The organism is Campylobacter sp. IFREMER_LSEM_CL2127 (assembly GCF_025771745.1).
Classification (GTDB): domain Bacteria; phylum Campylobacterota; class Campylobacteria; order Campylobacterales; family Campylobacteraceae; genus Campylobacter_D.
On record NZ_JAKMQV010000003.1, the window covers coordinates 79,292 to 98,052 of the forward strand.

At 31.9% G+C, this 18,761-nt stretch carries 20 protein-coding genes; 5 read left to right on the plus strand and 15 right to left on the minus strand.

The features are described from left to right. Positions 1-158 precede the first annotated feature (158 nt). Positions 159-1,193 carry an isoaspartyl peptidase/L-asparaginase family protein gene (locus L8V77_RS03600; protein ID WP_263706740.1) on the plus strand — a complete coding sequence of 345 codons (1,035 nt, stop codon included), beginning with the start codon at positions 159-161 and terminating at the stop codon, positions 1,191-1,193. Here the strand turns inward: L8V77_RS03600 and L8V77_RS03605 are convergent, their stop codons facing one another. The 11 genes from L8V77_RS03605 to L8V77_RS03655 form a co-directional block, all read right to left on the minus strand. Next, on the minus strand, positions 1,194-1,616 hold the full coding sequence (locus L8V77_RS03605; protein WP_263706741.1) for a Sua5 YciO YrdC YwlC family protein: 423 nt from the start codon (positions 1,614-1,616) through the stop codon (positions 1,194-1,196). Further along, positions 1,613-4,876: a carbamoyl-phosphate synthase large subunit gene (carB, locus tag L8V77_RS03610; protein WP_263706743.1), complete on the minus strand. Its 3,264-nt coding sequence runs from the start codon at positions 4,874-4,876 to the stop codon at positions 1,613-1,615. The genes L8V77_RS03605 and carB overlap by 4 nt, the downstream gene beginning before the upstream one ends. A 97-nt stretch (positions 4,877-4,973) precedes the next feature. Beyond that, positions 4,974-5,945 (minus strand): catalase, encoded by a 972-nt coding sequence (locus L8V77_RS03615; protein ID WP_263706746.1) that lies wholly within the window; start codon positions 5,943-5,945, stop codon positions 4,974-4,976. A gap of 86 nt (positions 5,946-6,031) precedes the next feature. After that, positions 6,032-6,775 carry a rod shape-determining protein MreC gene (gene mreC / locus L8V77_RS03620; RefSeq protein WP_263679500.1) on the minus strand — a complete coding sequence of 248 codons (744 nt, stop codon included), beginning with the start codon at positions 6,773-6,775 and terminating at the stop codon, positions 6,032-6,034. After that, a complete protein-coding gene (locus L8V77_RS03625) occupies positions 6,765-7,802 on the minus strand; it encodes a rod shape-determining protein (protein WP_012662095.1) in 1,038 nt (345 codons plus the stop codon). Before L8V77_RS03625 ends, mreC begins: the two co-directional genes overlap by 11 nt. A gap of 2 nt (positions 7,803-7,804) precedes the next feature. Next, positions 7,805-9,034 carry an ATP-dependent Clp protease ATP-binding subunit ClpX gene (gene clpX / locus L8V77_RS03630; protein ID WP_039619273.1) on the minus strand — a complete coding sequence of 410 codons (1,230 nt, stop codon included), beginning with the start codon at positions 9,032-9,034 and terminating at the stop codon, positions 7,805-7,807. Then, positions 9,027-9,818: an acyl-ACP--UDP-N-acetylglucosamine O-acyltransferase gene (gene lpxA / locus L8V77_RS03635; protein WP_263706806.1), complete on the minus strand. Its 792-nt coding sequence runs from the start codon at positions 9,816-9,818 to the stop codon at positions 9,027-9,029. Before lpxA ends, clpX begins: the two co-directional genes overlap by 8 nt. Then, a complete protein-coding gene (gene fabZ, locus L8V77_RS03640; RefSeq protein ID WP_039619275.1) occupies positions 9,818-10,258 on the minus strand; it encodes a 3-hydroxyacyl-ACP dehydratase FabZ in 441 nt (146 codons plus the stop codon). The genes lpxA and fabZ overlap by 1 nt, the downstream gene beginning before the upstream one ends. Positions 10,259-10,326: 68 nt before the next feature. Beyond that, positions 10,327-11,400 carry an epoxyqueuosine reductase QueH gene (locus L8V77_RS03645; RefSeq protein ID WP_263706750.1) on the minus strand — a complete coding sequence of 358 codons (1,074 nt, stop codon included), beginning with the start codon at positions 11,398-11,400 and terminating at the stop codon, positions 10,327-10,329. Further along, positions 11,394-11,855: a thioredoxin-dependent thiol peroxidase gene (gene bcp, locus L8V77_RS03650; RefSeq protein ID WP_263679502.1), complete on the minus strand. Its 462-nt coding sequence runs from the start codon at positions 11,853-11,855 to the stop codon at positions 11,394-11,396. Before bcp ends, L8V77_RS03645 begins: the two co-directional genes overlap by 7 nt. Then, positions 11,852-12,058 (minus strand): tautomerase family protein, encoded by a 207-nt coding sequence (locus L8V77_RS03655; protein WP_263706753.1) that lies wholly within the window; start codon positions 12,056-12,058, stop codon positions 11,852-11,854. Before L8V77_RS03655 ends, bcp begins: the two co-directional genes overlap by 4 nt. Positions 12,059-12,155: 97 nt before the next feature. On the opposite strand from L8V77_RS03655, the gene ilvE reads away from it, so the two are divergent. From ilvE to L8V77_RS03675, 4 genes are read left to right on the plus strand one after another with little or no spacing between them, the layout of a single operon-like run. After that, positions 12,156-13,070: a branched-chain-amino-acid transaminase gene (gene ilvE, locus L8V77_RS03660; protein ID WP_263685190.1), complete on the plus strand. Its 915-nt coding sequence runs from the start codon at positions 12,156-12,158 to the stop codon at positions 13,068-13,070. Positions 13,071-13,082: 12 nt separating this feature from the next. Then, positions 13,083-14,153, plus strand: a complete 1,071-nt coding sequence (locus L8V77_RS03665) for a prohibitin family protein (protein WP_263706757.1) — start codon at positions 13,083-13,085, stop codon at positions 14,151-14,153. A 15-nt stretch (positions 14,154-14,168) separates the two neighbouring features. After that, on the plus strand, positions 14,169-14,705 hold the full coding sequence (locus tag L8V77_RS03670; RefSeq protein ID WP_263706759.1) for a DUF2393 domain-containing protein: 537 nt from the start codon (positions 14,169-14,171) through the stop codon (positions 14,703-14,705). Then, entirely contained in the window at positions 14,705-15,235 is a 531-nt protein-coding gene (locus L8V77_RS03675; RefSeq protein ID WP_263663889.1) for a DUF2393 domain-containing protein, read from the plus strand. Before L8V77_RS03670 ends, L8V77_RS03675 begins: the two co-directional genes overlap by 1 nt. Before the next feature lie 3 nt (positions 15,236-15,238). Here L8V77_RS03675 and purF read toward each other — a convergent pair whose 3' ends face one another. From purF to trxB, 4 genes are all read right to left on the minus strand, one after another. Beyond that, positions 15,239-16,579 carry an amidophosphoribosyltransferase gene (gene purF / locus L8V77_RS03680; RefSeq protein WP_263706760.1) on the minus strand — a complete coding sequence of 447 codons (1,341 nt, stop codon included), beginning with the start codon at positions 16,577-16,579 and terminating at the stop codon, positions 15,239-15,241. Next, the gene (gene dapB, locus L8V77_RS03685; RefSeq protein WP_263706762.1) at positions 16,580-17,308 is read right to left on the minus strand and encodes a 4-hydroxy-tetrahydrodipicolinate reductase; all 729 of its coding nucleotides are present in this window, start codon (positions 17,306-17,308) and stop codon (positions 16,580-16,582) included. A gap of 70 nt (positions 17,309-17,378) precedes the next feature. Next, entirely contained in the window at positions 17,379-17,678 is a 300-nt protein-coding gene (locus L8V77_RS03690; RefSeq protein WP_070255351.1) for a PepSY-like domain-containing protein, read from the minus strand. Positions 17,679-17,742: 64 nt separating this feature from the next. Beyond that, positions 17,743-18,681 (minus strand): thioredoxin-disulfide reductase, encoded by a 939-nt coding sequence (gene trxB / locus L8V77_RS03695; RefSeq protein WP_149062791.1) that lies wholly within the window; start codon positions 18,679-18,681, stop codon positions 17,743-17,745. Between the last annotated feature and the right edge of the window lie 80 nt (positions 18,682-18,761).

Consider the following 18,761-nt stretch of genomic DNA (forward strand, 5'->3'; position numbering starts at 1 on the left):
AAAGCGCAAATTATAGCTAAAATTACAAAAATAAAACTTTAATCAAAAACTAAACATATAATAATAAAAAATATCATTATTATAAATATTTTTATAATATTAATTTATATTTAATTTTTATTATTATAAAATCAAAAGCTTGTAACAAGGAGATAAAAATGAGTTTTTTAACAAATAGTAAAAAGGCTTTATTAATATTAGCTAGTTTAGCATTTTTAACAAGTAATAATACTTTTGCAAAAGATTTTGAACCTATCATCGTGATACACGGTGGTACAAGTGGCTTAGGACTTACTAAAGAAGAATTTGCTAAAAGGGAAAAGGTAATGAAAGAATCTTTAAAAGCAGGCCAAAGCATACTTGAAAAAGGTGGAAGCTCTATTGATGCAGTTATAGCTGCCATTAAAGTAATGGAAGATAGTCCTGAATTTAACGCTGGAAAAGGTGCTGTTTTTACTTCTGATGGATTTAACGAACTTGATGCATCTATAATGGATGGAAAAAATTTAAGAGCAGGTGCAATTGCTATGGCTAGGACAATTAAAAATCCTATAGAGGCAGCAAGACTTGTTATGGAAAAAACACCTCATACTTTAATAGCGGGCGAGGGTGCTGATAAATTAGCCAAAAAACATGGTTTAGAAATAGTAGGACAAAAATATTTTTTCACAGAGCACAGATACAAACAACTTCAAGAAGCTAAAAAAAGCAAAGAAGTATTACTAGATAGCGATAAAGCAAAGGCTCATCTTGGTATAAGCACAGAGCCATATTTAGGTACAGTAGGTGCGATAGCTTTAGATAAAAATGGCAACCTAGCAGCGGGCACAAGCACAGGTGGTACTACAAATAAAATGACAGGACGCATTGGAGATTCTCCTATCATAGGGGCAGGAAATTATGCAAACAATGACTCAGTTGCGATTTCTTGCACAGGAACAGGTGATATTTATATAAGAGTGGCTGTGGCTCATGAAGTTGCGTCTTTATATAAATACAAAAAACTTTCAGTACAAAAAGCAGCTGAAGAAACTATCAAACAAGTAGCTAAACTTGGTGGCACAGGTGGAATCATCTCAATAGATAAAAATGGAAAAGTTGGCTATGCTTGGACTAAAGATAAGCTTGGAATGTATCATGGACAAGCAAAAATCGGCGAAGAACCAAAAGTATTTTGGCCACTTGGAAAATAATTAGCGTAACTTAACTTTTTTAACGCCTCGAAGTTTAAAAATCTTTGAGGCTCCGCTTTCAAAAAACTTTTCATCTACTATTTTATCTGCATTTTGCATAGCCCAATTTAGATCAAATTTTTTTCCATGAAGATTTGCAGAAGTAGAATAAAGCCAATCAAACTCTTTTAAAAATTCCTCATGGGCACAATCTTTCACGACGCGTATTGCTTTAGAATTAGGATATAAAAAAGTAGTTTTTTTGGATTTTCTAATAGTGTTTTTAAAATGATTTGGCACTCTTGTAAGTTTTTTAAGCTCGCTAAATTTAGCTGTGGTAATCAAACAATCCTGACTTAAAGGCCTTTTTTTTAAAGTATTAAGGGCTTTTAAGTCCTTGCTTAAAAACCCCGCTGTTGTATCAGTTTGAGCAAGATAAATCATGCTTTTAAGTATTCTTGCAAGCTCTTTACTTCAAGACATGATTTATTTTGTATAGCTTTAATCGCTTTAGCACCTGCATACGCTGCTCTTAGGTTGGTAAAATATGGGGTTTTAAAGCGTAAAATATTTGCTCTGATTTTTTTAGTATCACCTTTAAAACTATGCTCATCGCTAGTATTAATAGCAAGTTGAATTTGAGAATTTTTTAACTTATCCTCTACATTTGGGCGTCCTTCAGAAATTTTATGCACAAACTCACACTCTAAACCTGCTTCTTGTAAAATTTTATAAGTTCCACTTGTAGCAATGATTTTAAATCCTAGCTTAATGTATTCGTTAGCTAAATCTACTGCAGATTTTTTATCCTGCTCTCTTAATGATAAAAATACATTGCCACTTTCTGGTAAGAAATTTGAAGAAGCAAGTTGGCTTTTTGCGTAAGAGTTTTCAAAGTCTTTGCTTACACCCATAACTTCACCGGTTGAGCGCATTTCAGGCCCAAGCTCAAGGTCACTTCCACTAAGTTTGGCAAAAGGAAATACTACTGATTTTACGCTAATATGTTTTGGTTTTTTAGCTCTTAAAATTCCGTTTTTTTCTTCTACCACTTTAAAGGTATCATAAAATTTCAAACTTTCTCTTAAATTTCCTTGCCACATCACACGTGTTGCAACCTTAGCTAAAGGAATTCCTGTGGCTTTGCTCACAAAAGGCACGGTTCTACTAGCTCTTGGATTTACTTCTATCATATAAAGTTTATTATCATAAATAGCAAATTGTATATTTAAAAGTCCTACAACACCTAAATTTAAAGCAATATCTTTTGTTTTTTGCTCAATCATTTCAAGCATAGCTTCATCAATATTTACAGCAGGCAAAGAACAAGCACTATCGCCTGAGTGAATTCCTGCTTCTTCAATATGCTCCATAATACCTGCTACATAAACTTCTTTTCCATCGCTTATCGCATCTACATCAAGCTCAGTTGCATTGTCTAAAAATTGATCGATTAATACCGGAGATTTATCACTCACATCCACTGCTTCTTGCATATAAAGTCTAAGCTCGCTCTCATCATGCACCACACGCATTGCACGACCACCCAAAACATAGCTTGGTCTAACAAGCACAGGATAACCTATCTCATTTGCCTTTATAATCGCTTCTTCTACACTTATGGCTGTGCCATTTTTAGGTTGATTTATGCCTAAATCCTCAATAAATTTAGCAAATTTCTTTCTATCTTCAGCTAAATCTATCACCCTTGCACTTGTTCCTATAATCTTTGCTCCAAAAGCACTAAGGCGTTTTGCAAATTTAAGCGGAGTTTGACCACCAAAATGCACTATCACCCCATCAGGTCTTTCTCTATCAATAACTGCTCTTAAATGCTCAAAATCAATTGGCTCAAAGTATAAAATATCACTTGTATCATAATCTGTTGAAACCGTTTCTGGATTACAATTATACATTATAGTTTTTACACCCATATCTTTTAAAGCAAAAGAAGCATGCACACAAGCATAATCAAACTCAATGCCTTGTCCTATGCGATTTGGTCCACCACCTATAATCATCACTTTTTTATCTTTTTTATCTTTACTTTCTTTTACTTGTGTAGCTTCATTTGCATTAATACTTGAGTATAAATACGGGGTTAGTGCTTCAAATTCGCCTGCACAAGTATCTACTTCGCTATATTGAGCAATGATTTTATGTTTAATTCTTGCATAATAAATATCATTTTGGCTTAGCTCAAGATTATCTTTTTGATTAATCAAGCTAGCGATTTTTTTATCTGAAAAACCTAAGGTTTTGGCTTTTCTTAATAGTTGTTTATTGCTTAAAATATCCATATCTATTTGGTTTTCAAATTCCACTATTTCTTTGATTTGATTTAAAAACCAAGGATCTATTTTGCAAAGCTCAAAAAGCTCTTGTGTGCTAAAACCTTCTCTAAAAGCTTGTGCTATATAAAGCAAGCGTTTTTCATTAGCTTGGCGAATTTTTGCTAAAAGCTCATTTTTATCACATTCTATAGTATCAAACCCACTTAAATTTCTCTCAAGTGAGCAAAGTGCTTTTTGAATGCTTTCTTTAAAAGTTCTCCCTATAGCCATAACCTCACCCACGCTTTTCATAGCAGTGCCAAGCTCTGTGCTTGCATTTGGGAATTTTTCAAAAGTAAAACGAGGAATTTTAGTTACGATATAATCAATTACCGGTTCAAATGAAGCAGGAGTTCCTGTGATATCATTTTTAATCTCATCTAAACTAAATCCAACTGCTAAAAGCGTAGCTACCTTAGCTATAGGATAACCCGTTGCTTTACTAGCTAAGGCTGAAGATCTTGAAACCCTAGGATTCATTTCAATAACTATCATTCTACCATTAGTTGGATTGATAGCAAATTGCACATTTGATCCACCTGTATCTACTCCGATTTCTCTTAAAATAGCAAAAGAGGCATTACGCATTGCTTGGTATTCTTTATCAGTCAAAGTTAAAGCAGGAGCTATAGTAATAGAATCGCCCGTATGAACCCCCATAGGATCAACATTTTCAATAGAGCAAACGATAATACAATTATCATTTTTATCTCTAATGACTTCCATTTCATATTCTTTCCAACCAAGTAAACTTTCTTCGATTAAAATTTCATGGATAGGGCTTAATGCTAAAGCAGTATTTGCAAGTTCTGCAAACTCATCCATATTATATACCACGCCACTTCCTGCACCACCTAAGGTAAAAGAAGCTCTAATCATCAAAGGAAAACCAATCTCATCAACAGCTTTTAAAGCCTCTTCATAATTATACGCATACATAGATTTTGGCAAATCCATGCCAATTTTTTTCATACATTCTTTAAAAACTTGCCTATCTTCGCCCTTTTTAATCGCTTCAGGATTTGCACCTAAAAATTTTACATCTGCAAGCTCGCCACTTTCATAAACTTCCATAGCAACATTTAATGCAACTTGGCCACCCATAGTAGGTAAAATCGCATCGATTTTTTCTTTTTTGATTATACTTAGAATACTTTCTTTGGTGATTGGTTCTATATAAGTTGCATCAGCAAATTCAGGATCTGTCATAATCGTAGCTGGATTAGAATTGATCAAAACCACTCTATAACCTAGCTCTTTTAAGGTTTTTGCTGCTTGAGTTCCTGAGTAATCAAACTCGCAAGCTTGACCTATAACGATAGGCCCACTGCCTATTAATAATATATTTTTTATATCTGTTCTTTTTGGCATGTATTTTCCTAAGCTGAATTTTTAGCCAAATTATAACAAATATAAGTTTTTTAGAAGTTGAAATTAATAAAGAATTTAGCTCTTAAAGAGCTAAATTTTATTGACGCTTACCAAAAGTTATAGCATAAGCTTCATTTCTTACATCAAATAAAGGATCTTGTGGTGGATTAACCCCTTGAGGTACATCTGAAGGAAAATATACATCAAAATTACAATCTTCCTTGCTCAAAGCTTTAATTTTAAAAGTCCCAACTAAACTTTCTTTGTGTTTACCACTCCACAAGGCCGTTGTATCATTAGTAATATCATTTTTATTTGCATATACTAAATACATCTTATACTCAACTGGCTTATTAGTCTTTATACGATTTTGAAAATCTTCTTTTAAAAAATCACTACTTGCACTTTTCATTTGTGCCTCATTTAAATACGCCACACCTTCGCTTGGAACTAATTTCCATCTTGCTGGTAGATAATTTTCTCCATTTGCTTGTTTAAAATAAAAAGTATGGATACTAAAAAATGGAGTATTTGCTACGCTTTTACTGATACCAATTTTATCCGTATATGCAGCAAAATTTCTATAAGAATCAACCTCTTTCATCATCTTGCTTATTTTTTCTTGATCGACTTTACCATTTACAGGAAGTCTCATTTCAAAAAACTGACCAAACTCTTTAGGATTTTTTGCAAAATTTATTTCTGTATTTAGCATAACCATAGTCCAAGAGGCAGAATCTTTAGGATCAGTAATTCTAATAGCCATACCCCTTGTTTTGCTTTTATCATCTTTAAAAGCGCCACCCAAAGAATATCTTACTTGGATTGGTAAGCTTTTTTGTGTTAACAAAGACACATCAATTTCTTTATTGATAGACAAAGCTGGCTCAAAAGTTCCCATAGCACAAAAACCCTTTGCATGATTAACCTTTGCTTTTGGATTTTTAGGGTCTGCATTAAGTTGATAAAAAATATCTGCTATTTTTTGCGCATCATATTCTACTTCGTTTGCATAAATAGCACCACTTAAACAACAAATAGCCAAACAACTGCTGATATATTTTTTCATTAAAGCTCCTAGTTTTAAACTTAGAAGCTATTGTAATATTTAATTCTAAATAATAATTTATATTAATTAAAATAAATAATTTTTTACTATAAATTTTCTACCATATAAAAATAGCTTGGTACTTTCATCTTAGCATAGGGTTTAACATAAGCATTTTGATAAGCACCCTCTTCTTCTATTTTAAAAATTTCTCCCACTGGAATTCCTGAAAAGAAAATCTCATCTAAGCCACTTGTATAAACCTTATCACCCATTTTAAGCTCAAGCCATTTAGGGATATATTTAACTAAAACATAATCATTTCTTCCATGAGCTATACCTGGTGCTTGTTCTTTACCTATGTAAACAGAAAAAATACATTCTTCATCACCTTGCAAAAGACCCAAAGCTCTTCCATTTTTTTCTATGACTATGCCTGCTGTATAGCCATTATAAATTAAGCCTTTGATTTTTCCTTTATAATCAACATCAAGCCAAACCTTATGATAATCACTAATTTGCGCATAAGAAGTTGCCTTAACTAAACTCACATTAGGATAATAAAAACTTGAGTTTTTATCACTTAAAATATTATTTAGCTCATTAGCAAAGTTTTTCATATAAATATTATTTTTTTCAAGCTCAGTATTTCTTTCTCTTAAAGTTCTAATTTCTTCAGCTTGATTAAAATGTTCGTTGAATTTGTTTTTTAAAAGATCAATACTTTGAGAAAATTGATTAACAATAGCAATATTTAAATCTAAAACATTTCGTTTTATTACATCTCCATAATAAAACGAAATAAATACTAAAAAAGATAATATTAAAACGCTAAGAATTTTACTCTTCATTCGTTAGCTGGTGTAATAATGAAATTTCTTCTAAAGCTTTACCTGTACCTTTTGCAACTGCTAAAAGTGGCTCATCAGCTACATATACTGGAAGTTTTACAATTTCAGATAAATATTTATCAAGCCCGCGTATTAAAGCTCCACCTCCTGTTAAAACAACACCATTTTCAACAATATCAGCTGCAAGATCAGGCGGCATCATTTCAAGAACGATTTTTAAAGCATCAGCGATTTCTTTTAAATGTTCACGCATAGCCTCTCTTACATCTTCACTTGTTAGTTCGATTCTATTTAACAAGCCTGTTACTTGATCACGTCCTTTAACCACCATAGAAAGCTCTTTTGGAAGTTGAACTGCTGAACCTATTGCGATTTTAATTTCCTCACCCGTTCTTTCACCTATGACAAGGTTGTATTTTTCTTTTACATAATTTACTATACTAGTATCAAGTTTATCGCCAGCTGTGCGGATAGATTTTGAAATCACAAGCCCGCCCAAAGAAGTAACGCCAATTTCAGTTGTACCACCACCAATATCTACCACTAAGCTCCCTTGAGGCTCTCTGATTGGTAAATTTGCACCAATAGCTGCTGCCATAGGCTCTTCTATCAAAAATACTTCTCTAGCACCCGCACTTAAAGCACTTTCTCTAACTGCTTTTCTTTCAACTTGAGTTAAACCATAAGGTACTGAAATGATAATTCTAGGTCTTAAAAAAGATTTTCTTCTATGAGTTTTTTCTATAAAATAACGGATCATTTTTTCAGTCATATCAAAATCAGCAATCACACCATCTTTCATAGGACGGATTGCTTCGATATTACCTGGGGTTTTTCCTACCATTTCCTTAGCTTCTTTTCCAACAGCTAAAATTTTAACCCTACCATATCTTTCACGCTCTACTGCAACAACTGAAGGTTCATCAATCACTATACCTTTATCTTTTACCAAAACTAAAGTATTTGCAGTACCTAAGTCAATCCCCATATCACTTGAAAAAAATCCAATTATTTGATCTAAAATCATTCTCAGCCTTTAACTTTTTTATTTTTTATAAATAAAGGTTTTGCACCTTCTTTGATCACTTCTTTAGTAATTACTATGCTATATCCATTATACTCTGGTAAATCAAACATCAAATCTACCATCATCTCTTCAATAATACTTCTTAAACCTCTAGCCCCTGTTTTACGCTCTAATGAAAGCTTAGCAATCTCTCTTAGTGCTTCATCTTCAAATTTTAATTCCACATTATCAATAGCAAAAAGTTTTTGATATTGTTTAATAATGGCATTTTTTGGCTCAGTTAAAATACGCACCATACTTTCTTCATCAAGCTCTTCTAAAGAAGCAAGCACATGCAGTCTTCCTATAAGCTCAGGGATAAGCCCAAAATGCACTAAATCATCAGGCTCTAATCTTTGAAGCAAGGCTTCTTTTTCATCTTTTTTATCATCAGTAAAAAAGCCCATGACATTATCGCCTAGTTTTCTTTTAATGATATCGCTAATACCATCAAAAGCCCCACCACACACAAATAAAATATTAGTCGTATCTATTTGTATAAAATCTTGATTTGGGTGTTTTCTACCACCTTTTGGTGGGATATTTACTAAAGATCCTTCGATGATTTTAAGTAAAGCTTGTTGCACACCCTCACCACTTACATCTCTTGTAATGGAGCGATTTTCACCCATTCTTGCGATTTTATCTATCTCATCAATAAATATAATCCCTTTTTGTGCTCTTTGCACATCTCCATCAGCAGCTTGTAAAAGACGTGTTAGGATATTCTCAACATCTTCTCCCACATAACCTGCTTCAGTTAAAGAAGTCGCATCGCAAATTGCAATAGGCACATCTAAAAATCTAGCTAAAGTTTGTGCTAGTAAAGTTTTTCCACTTCCTGTTGGACCTACTAATAAAATATTTGATTTTGCTAATTCTGTATCGTCATCTTCTAAGTCAGATCTAAAAAGTCTTTTGTAGTGATTATACACCCCTACGCTAAAGATTTTTTTAGCTCTATCTTGTCCGATGACATATTTATCTAAATATGCTTTTAATTCTTTAGGGGTTATGTCTTTAAAATTTTCTTTATCAACTTCTTTATTTTTTAGCTCTTTTTCCTCTCCAAAGAAAATATTGCAAGCACTTTCAGCACAATACTCACATATAAAGGCATTATTATAATCATTTACTAAAATTCTTCTTTCGCTTGTTTCTATTTCGTTACAAAAACTACATCTTTTAACCATGGTTTTTTTCCTTATATATAGGAATTCCTCTTTTTGTTTCTAAGATAAAATTACACATTTTTTTAACATTTTCACTAGAAGTACTTTCTAATAAATTCAAAGCGTTATCTTTTAAATTTCCTTGTCTGAATAAAAATTTAAAAGCCTTGCTTAAAACATCCACTTCTTCTTTGTCAAAACGTCTTCTAATGCCTACTAAATTCAAGCTTCTAATACTTGCACGGTTGCCCTCAGCTAGACAAAATGGCACCACATCTTGAGAAAGCGCACTAGCGCCTGCTATCATACAACCCTCGCCCACTTTAACAAACTGATGAATAGGGGTAAGTCCACCCACTACAGTATAATCACCAAGTTCTACATGTCCTGCTAAAGTGGCATTATTTGCTAAAATAATATGATCTCCCAAAATACAATCATGTGCAATATGCGAATAAGCCATGATAAAAGCATTATCGCCTATCCTTGTGAAGCCATCGCCTTTAGCTGTACCCGAATTAATAGTCACAAACTCTCTAATAACTGCATTCTTTCCTATGATAACACCTGAGCTTATCTCATCTTTATAAGATATATCTTGCGGGATATCTCCAACTATAGCATAAGAAAACACTTTTGATTTCTCACCTATAGTCACATTAGGCAAAATTCTCGCACCTTGTTTGATGATGGTATTTGCGCCTATGTTAGCATTTTTACCAACATAAGCATAAGCTTCTACTACAACATCATCAGCTATAATAGCTCCATCTTCTATAACTGCACTTGGATGAATTTTACTCATCATTTATCTACTATCATGGCTTTAAGTTCAGCTTCTGCAACTAATTGCCCATCTACAAAAGCTTTTCCTTGGAAAATCCACATATTTCCACGATTTTTTACTACACTCATTTCATAATCAAGTCTATCGCCTGGACGCACTGGATTTCTAAATTTTGCATTATCAATACCCGTAAAATATACTACCTTAGTGCTTGGATCTACTTTATCATCCATACTTTCAAATGCTAAAACCCCTCCAGTTTGCGCCATGCCTTCTAAAATTAACACACCCGGATAAATTGGATGATCTGGAAAATGTCCCATAAAAACATGATCGCTTATACTAATATTTTTATAACCTCTAACAACTTCTTTGTTTTTTAATTCTACGATTTTATCTACAAGTAAAAATGGATACCTATGTGGTAAAATTTTTTGAATTTGCATTACATCTATCATAAATTTAGCCTTAAAATATATTCAAAATTCAGATTTTACAAAAAAAATATTAATAAATTAATTAAGTTTTATAACTTCACAATCTTTTCTTTGCTATCAAAATAAATTTCACTTTTTGCCATAAATTCATAAGCACCTTTAATAATATTTTCAACAATAATCACCGGTGAAAGATCATAAGCACCAAAATGCTTTTGTCTTATTTTGATTTCTTGCTCTATTTTTAAAGGATTTTGTAAAAAATCTTCGTAATTTTTAAATCGCATTTTACATAAGCTATTAAAATAATCAAAACTCCATAAATTAATCTCATCCTTTGCACTTTTATAATGCTTTAAACCCTCATCTAAAATACTAAATTTAGTGTAAGAATTTTTAAAATGTGAGTAAAATAAAACATGAGTTTTTATAGCTTGCTTGTTTTGTTTTATCAAAGCTCTTAATAAACGATAATTTAAAAATTTCTCTCTTTGAATTTCAAATTTAATGCCCTTTTTTTCTAAATTTTTTACTTGGTTGTAGAATTTAATTTTCTCTTCTATACTTGAAGGCAATATTTGTTTATTAATAGGACTCATCAGCTCATCTATAAAGGCTTTTTGACCTTTTTGCTTAGAAAGCGCATAAATACATCCGCAATAATTTTGATGATAAAGCATATCTTGCTTTGCTAGGGCAAATTGTCTTTGCGTGCCTCCATTTTTTCTAAAATCAGGCGCTAAAAACTCTATGCCAAATTTATCACATTCTTTTTGTAATGCTAATTTTAGTTGCTCTAGGTCTTTTTTAGGAGATGTTAAAAGAGTTGTTGTAAGTTTTTTTTCTCCTATTTTTTGAGCAAATTCAACACTTTTATGCATTCTAAAATCAAAACAAATTTGACATCTTGCACCTTTTTCAGGCTCATCCTCATAGCCCTTTACACTCTCAAGCCATTTTTCATACTCATATTCACCCTTATAAAGTTTAATGCCTAATTTATCACAACTGCGTTTAACATCTAAAAATCTAAGTTCATGCTCACTATATGGATGGATGTTTGGATCATAAAAATACCCGATGATTTTTTCTTCAGGATAGGCTTTGCTTAATTCTTGTATAAAATAATGACTATCCACGCTACAACAAATATGAACTAACATAATTCTTTTAACACCTTAAAAGCATGATCTTTAGCTTTTACATTTTTATAAATTTTTGCGATATTTCCTTCCTCATCAACTACAAAAGTAGATCTTATAAGCCCTTCATACTCTTTTCCATAATTTTTCTTTAAACCCCAAGCACCATAAAGTTTGCAAATTTCTTTTTCGCTATCACTTAACAAAGTGTGCTTTAAATCATATTTTTTTATGAAATTTTCATGTGATTTCACACTATCTGGACTAATACCTATAATCACAGCATTTTGCCCTAAAAAATCTTCATAATTTTGACTAAATTCACAAGCTTGTGTAGTACAACCTGGGGTATTATCTTTTGGATAAAAATACAAAATAATTTTTTTACCCAAAAAATCACTTAGAGAAATTTTAACCCCATCTTGATTTAAAAGTTCAAAAACTGGGGCTTTATCGCCAATTTGCAATTCTTTCATTTTTTACCTTTCAATCTTAATTTTTCTACACTTTCACCACCAAAAGCAATATTATATGGCTCAATATCTTCTAGCATTATGACTATATTTTGCTTTGGTTTATTATATTTTGTATGCAAAAGCTCTGTAATATCTGCTATTAACTCTTCTTTTTGTACTTTGCTAAATTCTGGTTTAGCGAGTTTGATACTAATAATAGGCATTGTTTTTCCTTGCTTTAAATAAAGAATTTTACTATATTCTAGCAATTATTAGTATATTTTTGATAAAATTAGTTTTATTTTCAATAAAGGCTTACTCATGATTAGGGCAAAAAAAATTTGGATGGATGGAAAAATCATTGATTTTGATGATGCAAAAATTCATGTTTTAACACATTCATTACATTATGCAAATGCAGTTTTTGAAGGAACAAGAGCTTATAAAACACAAAATGGTTTAGCAATTTTTAGATTAAAAGAACATACCAAAAGACTTTTAGAGTCTGCAAAAATCACTTTAATCAACTCACCTTTTTCTCAAGAAGAACTTGAAAATGCACAAGTTGAACTTTTAAGAGCAAATGATTTTCAAAATAACACTTATTTGCGCCCATTGATCTTTTTGGGTGATGGAACTATGGGAGTTTATCATGCTAAAGCTCCTGTTAGAGTAGCTATTGCTGCTTGGGAATGGGGTGCTTATTTGGGCAAAGAAGGCTTAGAAAAAGGTATTAAGGTTAAAATTTCTTCTTTTGCTAGAAATAGCGTAAAATCTAGCCTAGGTAAAGCCAAAGCAAGTGCAAATTATTTAAATTCTCAAATGGCTAAATATGAAGCTATAGAAGCAGGATATGAAGAAGCTTTAATGCTTGATGAAGAAGGTTTTGTAGCAGAAGGGACAGGCGAGTGCTTTTTTATGGTTAAAGACGGGAAATTAATCACCCCGCCAAATGATTTTTCATTAAAAAGTATTACCCAAGATACTGTTTTAAAAATTGCACATGATTTGGGCATAAGCGTAGTGCGCCAAAGAATTTCAAGAGATGAAGTTTATGTGGCCGATGAAGCATTTTTTACAGGAACTGCAGCAGAAATAACCCCAATAAATAATATTGATGCAAGAATTATAGGAAATGGAAAAAGAGGTGAGCTAACAACAAAGCTCCAAAATGCGTATTTTGATATAGTTTATGGACGCAATGAAAAATACGCTTCTATGCTAACTTATATTTAACAAAGGAACTAAATGCCAGCTGATTTGAATGATTATTTTAATAAAAAAAACAATCAAAACAATAATAAGCAAAATTTAAATTTCAAAGCCCCAGAATTTAATTTCAAAGGTTTTGGAAAATTTTCTCCATTAATTTATAGTGCGATTGCAATTGTTTTAGTCTTTGCGCTTTTTAAACCTTTTGCAATAGTTAATTCAGGGGAAATGGGAATCAAGTCTACCACGGGTAAATACAGCCCTACTCCGCTTGAACCAGGACTTCATTTTTTTATGCCAGTATTACAAAAAATCACTATAATAGATACTAGAGTAAGACAAATTAATTATGCTTCTATTGAAGGCGTAAATGAAAATTTACAAATAGGCTCAGGTGTTGTAAATAAAAATAGCATCTCTGTACTTGATTCAAGAGGTTTGCCTGTGTCTATTGATGTAACCGTTCAATATAGATTAAATCCTTTACAAGTTCCTCAAACCATAGCTACTTGGGGGCTTAATTGGGAAAATAAAATCATTGATCCGGTTGTAAGAGATGTAGTAAGAAATGTGGTAGGTCAATATACTGCAGAAGAGCTTCCAACAAATCGTAACACCATAGCAGTGCAAATTGATCAAGGCATTAGAAAAACCATAGAAAGTCAACCAAATGAACCTGCTGAGCTTCAAGCAGTTCAACTTAGAGAGATTATCTTGCCTATAAAAGTAAAAGAGCAAATTGAAAGAGTACAAATTGCTAAACAAGAAGCTGAAAGAACAAAATATGAAGTAGAAAGAGCTAACCAAGAAGCACTTAAAAAAGCAGCTTTAGCTGAAGGGGAGGCAAATGCAACCATCATTAGCGCTAAAGGTAGAGCAAGTGCAGTTAAAATAGAAGCTGATGCGCAAGCATATTCAAATAGAGAAATAGCAAAAAGTTTAAATAATCCTTTGCTTGATTTAAAACAAATTGAAACTCAAAAACAGTTTAACGAAGCACTTAAGGTTAACAAAGATGCCAAAATTTTCTTAACACCTGGTGGAGCTGTGCCAAATATTTGGGTTGATAGTAAAGATAGCAAAAGAACAAGCTCGGTAGCAAACTAAAATTAAAGAGTGATAATGAACGCCCAGCACATTCGAGAGCAAATGATTTTTTATACTACTCATTTGCACTTGATTGATTTTTTACTAATGGCTTTGGTTATATTTTTTTTCATTATCACTTTATTTATTGCTTTAATTATCAGAAATAAACCTGCTTTTGCTTTTACAGTTATTTTTTTAGGAATTTTATGTTCAGCAGGTATCGCTTATTTAGGATATTTTTTAATTGATACTAAAGTTAGATCAAGAATAACCAGCTTAGATAATGCTCAATTTTTTGTATACGATAACTCACTCAGCGTTGATTATAGCTTAACAAATACTTCTAAAAAAAGCTTTAGATACTGCAAATTAAAAGTAGAAGTTTTTAAGAAAAGTGATGATAATAGTACTTTTAAAAATTTAATACATACTATAAAACCTCTAAGAAGCAAATCAACCATGATAGAAAAAACAATAAATCCACAACAAACTATTAATTTAAAAACCAAATTTTCCGATTTTAAAGAAGGTCAAAATTTTGACATTGAGATTAGTTCAAAGTGTTTTTAATGGGATATTTTACATTTTTTCATATTTTAATCATTGTTATTATGTTAGCTTCTACAGGTTTAACTTGGGTTTTGCTTTACTTAAAAGTTCAAAATAAAAAATATATGATTATTTTTTGCATAGTGAGTTTTATACTAGCATTAATTTTAACCATTTCATTACTATTAACTATAGATCAATATACCAAAAAAGCAAGTTTGAGTAATTTTTCAACCTACAGACGCTTAGCAACAGAAAGTATTATTGTAAAAGGTAGAGTAACTAATGATACTAATTTTAAAATTTCTGAATGCTTTTTAGAACTTAGGATAATTGATGATAACAAAAAACATGAGGTAAGTGGTGAAATCTTTAATCAACAAAATTTTGATAGCATAAAAAGAGCAAATCAAGAACAAAGAGATGCTTCATATAATATCAATATTGCAAAAAATTTACCAGGGCATACTTATAAAGATTTTTCATTTGAAGTGGGATTACCGCCTCATTTTCAAAGCTATAAGGTATTTAAACAATTAAAATGCAGATAAGGATTATTTAATAAAATAATCCCCATCAAAACTAATTAAAGAGTATTTTCTTTCATTGCCTATACTTGAAACTAGTTCATTAATATCCAAAAAAGTCAAGCTATCTGCACCTGTATACTCTCTAACCTCTTCAACGCTTTTATTAGCTGAGATTAATTCTTCAAAGGTGGGTGTATCTATACCATAAATATCAGGAAATTTAATTTCTGGACATGCAATCGCTAAATGGATTTTTCTTGCACCTGCTTGTTTTAAAAGTGCAATGATTTTTTTAGAAGTTGTTCCTCTTACCACACTATCATCAATCACCACTATATCTTTACCTTCTAAGACTTTTTTCATAGGATTGAGTTTTAATTTTACCTTCAAATTTCTCATTTCTTGAGTTGGCTCTATGAAAGTTCTTCCAACATAGTGATTTCTCACTATTGCCATTTCAAGTGGGATTTTTAAATATTGCGCAAAACCTATAGCAGCACTTACACCACTATCTGGAACTGGCACTACAAAATCCACTTTTTCTTTAAATTTTTTAGCCAAGGCTTCACCCATTTTTTTACGCACTTCATATACGCTTTTACCTTCTATAATACTATCAGGTCTAGCAAAATAAATATACTCAAATGCACAAATTCTTGGATCTGTCTTATCAAATACTTGAATGCTTTCAAACTCATCACTACCTTGAGTAAAAATCAACATCTCGCCTGGTTTTACATCGCGGATAAATTCAGCCTCTATCAAATCAAAAGCGCAAGTTTCACTCGCTACAATATACCCACCATCTTTTAATCTACCCAAAGATAAAGGTCTAACCCCATAAGGATCTCTTACTACAAAAAGTTGATTTTTGCTAGCAAGCATAAAGCAATATGCTCCCTTGCTTTGAGTCAAGCTTTCTATAAATCTATCTTTTAAAGTTTCTTTTTTGCTTTTTGCTATTAAATGTACCACATTTTCTGTATCCATATTAGAATGAAAAATAGCCCCATTGTTAATCAATTCTTTTCTAACTTCTTCTTTATTAATCAAATTTCCATTATGCACTAAAGAAATATCACCCAAAGAACAAGTAGCTGCAACAGGTTGGGCATCATGCAAAGAAGAATTTCCTGCAGTAGAATAACGATTATGTCCTATAGCTATCTCGCCTTTTAATCCTGCTAGAATTTGTGTATTAAAAATTTGCCCTACTTCACCTTTAGCTTTGTGTGTTTTGATACCCAAACCATCACTTACGCTAATCCCACTTGCCTCTTGTCCACGATGTTGCATAGCAAACAAAGCATAATAAGCCACCGTACTTGCATTTTTTGAATTAATTACTCCAACTACTGCACACATTTAAATTCCTAAACAATCATCTATATCATATAAGCCATTTTCTTGAGAAGCTAACCATTTTGCACATTTTATCGCACCTTTTGCAAAAGTAGCTCTTGAAGTAGCCGTATGATTTAATTCTATAAATTCACCTTCATTGTAAAAACCAACCCTGTGTGAACCTACTATATCACCGCCTCTTAAACTCATCACTGCGATTTCATCTTTACTTCTTTGTCCAATAATCCCATCTCTACCGCTTACTCTGACCTTTTCTAAGTCTAAATTTCTAGCCTTAGCAACATTTTGTGCTAAAGTCATTGCGGTACCACTTGGAGCATCTTTTTTCTTATTATGATGCATTTCAAGTATTTCTATATCAAAATCTCTCAAAGTCTCACTAGCTAAATAAGAAAGCTTTTTTAAAATCGCCACACCCAAAGACATATTAGTTGCATAAAGAATAGGCATAGTAATACTTGCACTTTGCATTAATTCATTTTGTTTAGCATCTAAACCTGTAGTACCTATCACCAAAGGCTTGGGATTACTTCTTGCATATAAAAGTAAATCCTCACAACCCTTTGGAGTAGAAAAATCAATAATTACATCACATTTATTAAAAAAATCTTCATAATTTGATCCTTGATCAAAAAACGCACTAGCCTTTGCCTGCTCATCATCTTCTAGGCAAAGTCTTATTTGAGTACCCATACGCCCACTACTTCCATGGATTCCAATATTAATCATTTTAAATCTGCCTTTTTAGAATTTGGAAAATTGTAGCGTTTATTTATTTAAAAGCAAATAACGCTTTTAATTAATCATCCCATTTTTGCCCTAAAAAATTTCCATTTCTATCAAAAAACATTTCCATATTATTACTTAGTTTAATTTCATAACCAAATTCTTCCCAATCCACATCTACAATAAAAGCTCCAGGAAAAGAACTTTGAATTTTATCCATAATAGGTTTAGAAAGCCCATAATAATTTTGCGCATAAGGATTATGCTGAGGCATATGAGGCATATTTTGTTGATATGAATTAGTATTTTGTTGTGTAATATTTGCACTAGCCATTAGCGCTAAAGTTGTACTTAGAATTAGTATTTTTTTCATTTTAGATTCTCCTTGATTTTTTATAGGAGAATCTTAATTAATTTTTGTGAAATTTATGTGAAGATTAATGCAAATTTTCAATATATGCTAAAGCACTAAGTGCTGCTACTGCTCCATCACCTGCTGCACATATTACTTGTTTTGGAGCATCTTTTCTTAAATCACCTGCTGCAAACAACCCTGCTATATTAGTTTGCATTTTAAGATCAACACTCACTTGACCACCTTCTTCCATAGCACATAAAAACTCACCATTTTCTTGTTTTAAGATTTCATTTCTCACATTCAATCCAACAAAGGTAAAAATTCCAGGCACATCAAGATCTCTTTTAGATCCATCATTAAATGCTATTTTTACCTTATTAACACCCATATTATCACCACAAACCTCATCAACTACTGCATTTGTGATTAATTCTATTTTATCATTATTTCTTACTTTTTCTACCGTTGAAGGCGCTGCTCTAAACTCATCTCTTCTATGGATTAAATATACTTTTGAGCAAATATTAGCTAGATACAATGCCTCTTCTAAGGCTGTATCTCCTCCACCTAAAACAGCTACTTCTTTATTTTTATAAAAAAATCCATCGCAAGTTGCACAAGTACTTACACCTTTGCCAAAAAATTCATCCTCGCCTTTAAAACCTGCACGACGTGGAGTAGAACCTGTACAAACAATAACAGCCTTTGCTTGTTCGACTTTACCATTTTCTAATTTGATATTAAAACTACCATCAGTATTTTTGCTAATTTGTTCTACACCTATCATTTCATGTTTTAAACCAAAACGCATACATTGCTCATTCCATGGAGCCATAAAAGAAATTCCATCTAAAACTTGTGCAACTCCAGGATAATTTTCAATTTCTGAACTTGAAGTTATTTGCCCACCTGGTGTACCTTTTTCAAACATTACAACATTTTTTAATCCGCCTCTAGTAGCATATAATCCCGCACTTAAACCAGCAGGGCCACCGCCTATAATAGCTAAATCTAACATCATTGTTTTCCTTGTGATTTATTTCAGAGATATTATACAAATTTTTCTTTAATTATAAATAATAAAAATTATTAAATAGT

Excerpts from the sequence above, each read along its gene's own strand:
- L8V77_RS03600 (WP_263706740.1), top strand. The coding sequence starts at position 159 with ATGAGTTTTTTAACAAATAGTAAAAAGGCTTTATTAATATTAGCTAGT.
- L8V77_RS03605 (WP_263706741.1), bottom strand. The coding sequence starts at position 1,616 with ATGATTTATCTTGCTCAAACTGATACAACAGCGGGGTTTTTAAGCAAG.
- carB (WP_263706743.1), bottom strand. The coding sequence starts at position 4,876 with ATGCCAAAAAGAACAGATATAAAAAATATATTATTAATAGGCAGTGGG.
- L8V77_RS03615 (WP_263706746.1), bottom strand. The coding sequence starts at position 5,945 with ATGAAAAAATATATCAGCAGTTGTTTGGCTATTTGTTGTTTAAGTGGT.
- mreC (WP_263679500.1), bottom strand. The coding sequence starts at position 6,775 with ATGAAGAGTAAAATTCTTAGCGTTTTAATATTATCTTTTTTAGTATTT.
- L8V77_RS03625 (WP_012662095.1), bottom strand. The coding sequence starts at position 7,802 with ATGATTTTAGATCAAATAATTGGATTTTTTTCAAGTGATATGGGGATT.
- clpX (WP_039619273.1), bottom strand. The coding sequence starts at position 9,034 with ATGGTTAAAAGATGTAGTTTTTGTAACGAAATAGAAACAAGCGAAAGA.
- lpxA (WP_263706806.1), bottom strand. The coding sequence starts at position 9,818 with ATGAGTAAAATTCATCCAAGTGCAGTTATAGAAGATGGAGCTATTATA.
- fabZ (WP_039619275.1), bottom strand. The coding sequence starts at position 10,258 with ATGATAGATGTAATGCAAATTCAAAAAATTTTACCACATAGGTATCCA.
- L8V77_RS03645 (WP_263706750.1), bottom strand. The coding sequence starts at position 11,400 with ATGTTAGTTCATATTTGTTGTAGCGTGGATAGTCATTATTTTATACAA.
- bcp (WP_263679502.1), bottom strand. The coding sequence starts at position 11,855 with ATGAAAGAATTGCAAATTGGCGATAAAGCCCCAGTTTTTGAACTTTTA.
- L8V77_RS03655 (WP_263706753.1), bottom strand. The coding sequence starts at position 12,058 with ATGCCTATTATTAGTATCAAACTCGCTAAACCAGAATTTAGCAAAGTA.
- ilvE (WP_263685190.1), top strand. The coding sequence starts at position 12,156 with ATGATTAGGGCAAAAAAAATTTGGATGGATGGAAAAATCATTGATTTT.
- L8V77_RS03665 (WP_263706757.1), top strand. The coding sequence starts at position 13,083 with ATGCCAGCTGATTTGAATGATTATTTTAATAAAAAAAACAATCAAAAC.
- L8V77_RS03670 (WP_263706759.1), top strand. The coding sequence starts at position 14,169 with ATGAACGCCCAGCACATTCGAGAGCAAATGATTTTTTATACTACTCAT.
- L8V77_RS03675 (WP_263663889.1), top strand. The coding sequence starts at position 14,705 with ATGGGATATTTTACATTTTTTCATATTTTAATCATTGTTATTATGTTA.
- purF (WP_263706760.1), bottom strand. The coding sequence starts at position 16,579 with ATGTGTGCAGTAGTTGGAGTAATTAATTCAAAAAATGCAAGTACGGTG.
- dapB (WP_263706762.1), bottom strand. The coding sequence starts at position 17,308 with ATGATTAATATTGGAATCCATGGAAGTAGTGGGCGTATGGGTACTCAA.
- L8V77_RS03690 (WP_070255351.1), bottom strand. The coding sequence starts at position 17,678 with ATGAAAAAAATACTAATTCTAAGTACAACTTTAGCGCTAATGGCTAGT.
- trxB (WP_149062791.1), bottom strand. The coding sequence starts at position 18,681 with ATGTTAGATTTAGCTATTATAGGCGGTGGCCCTGCTGGTTTAAGTGCG.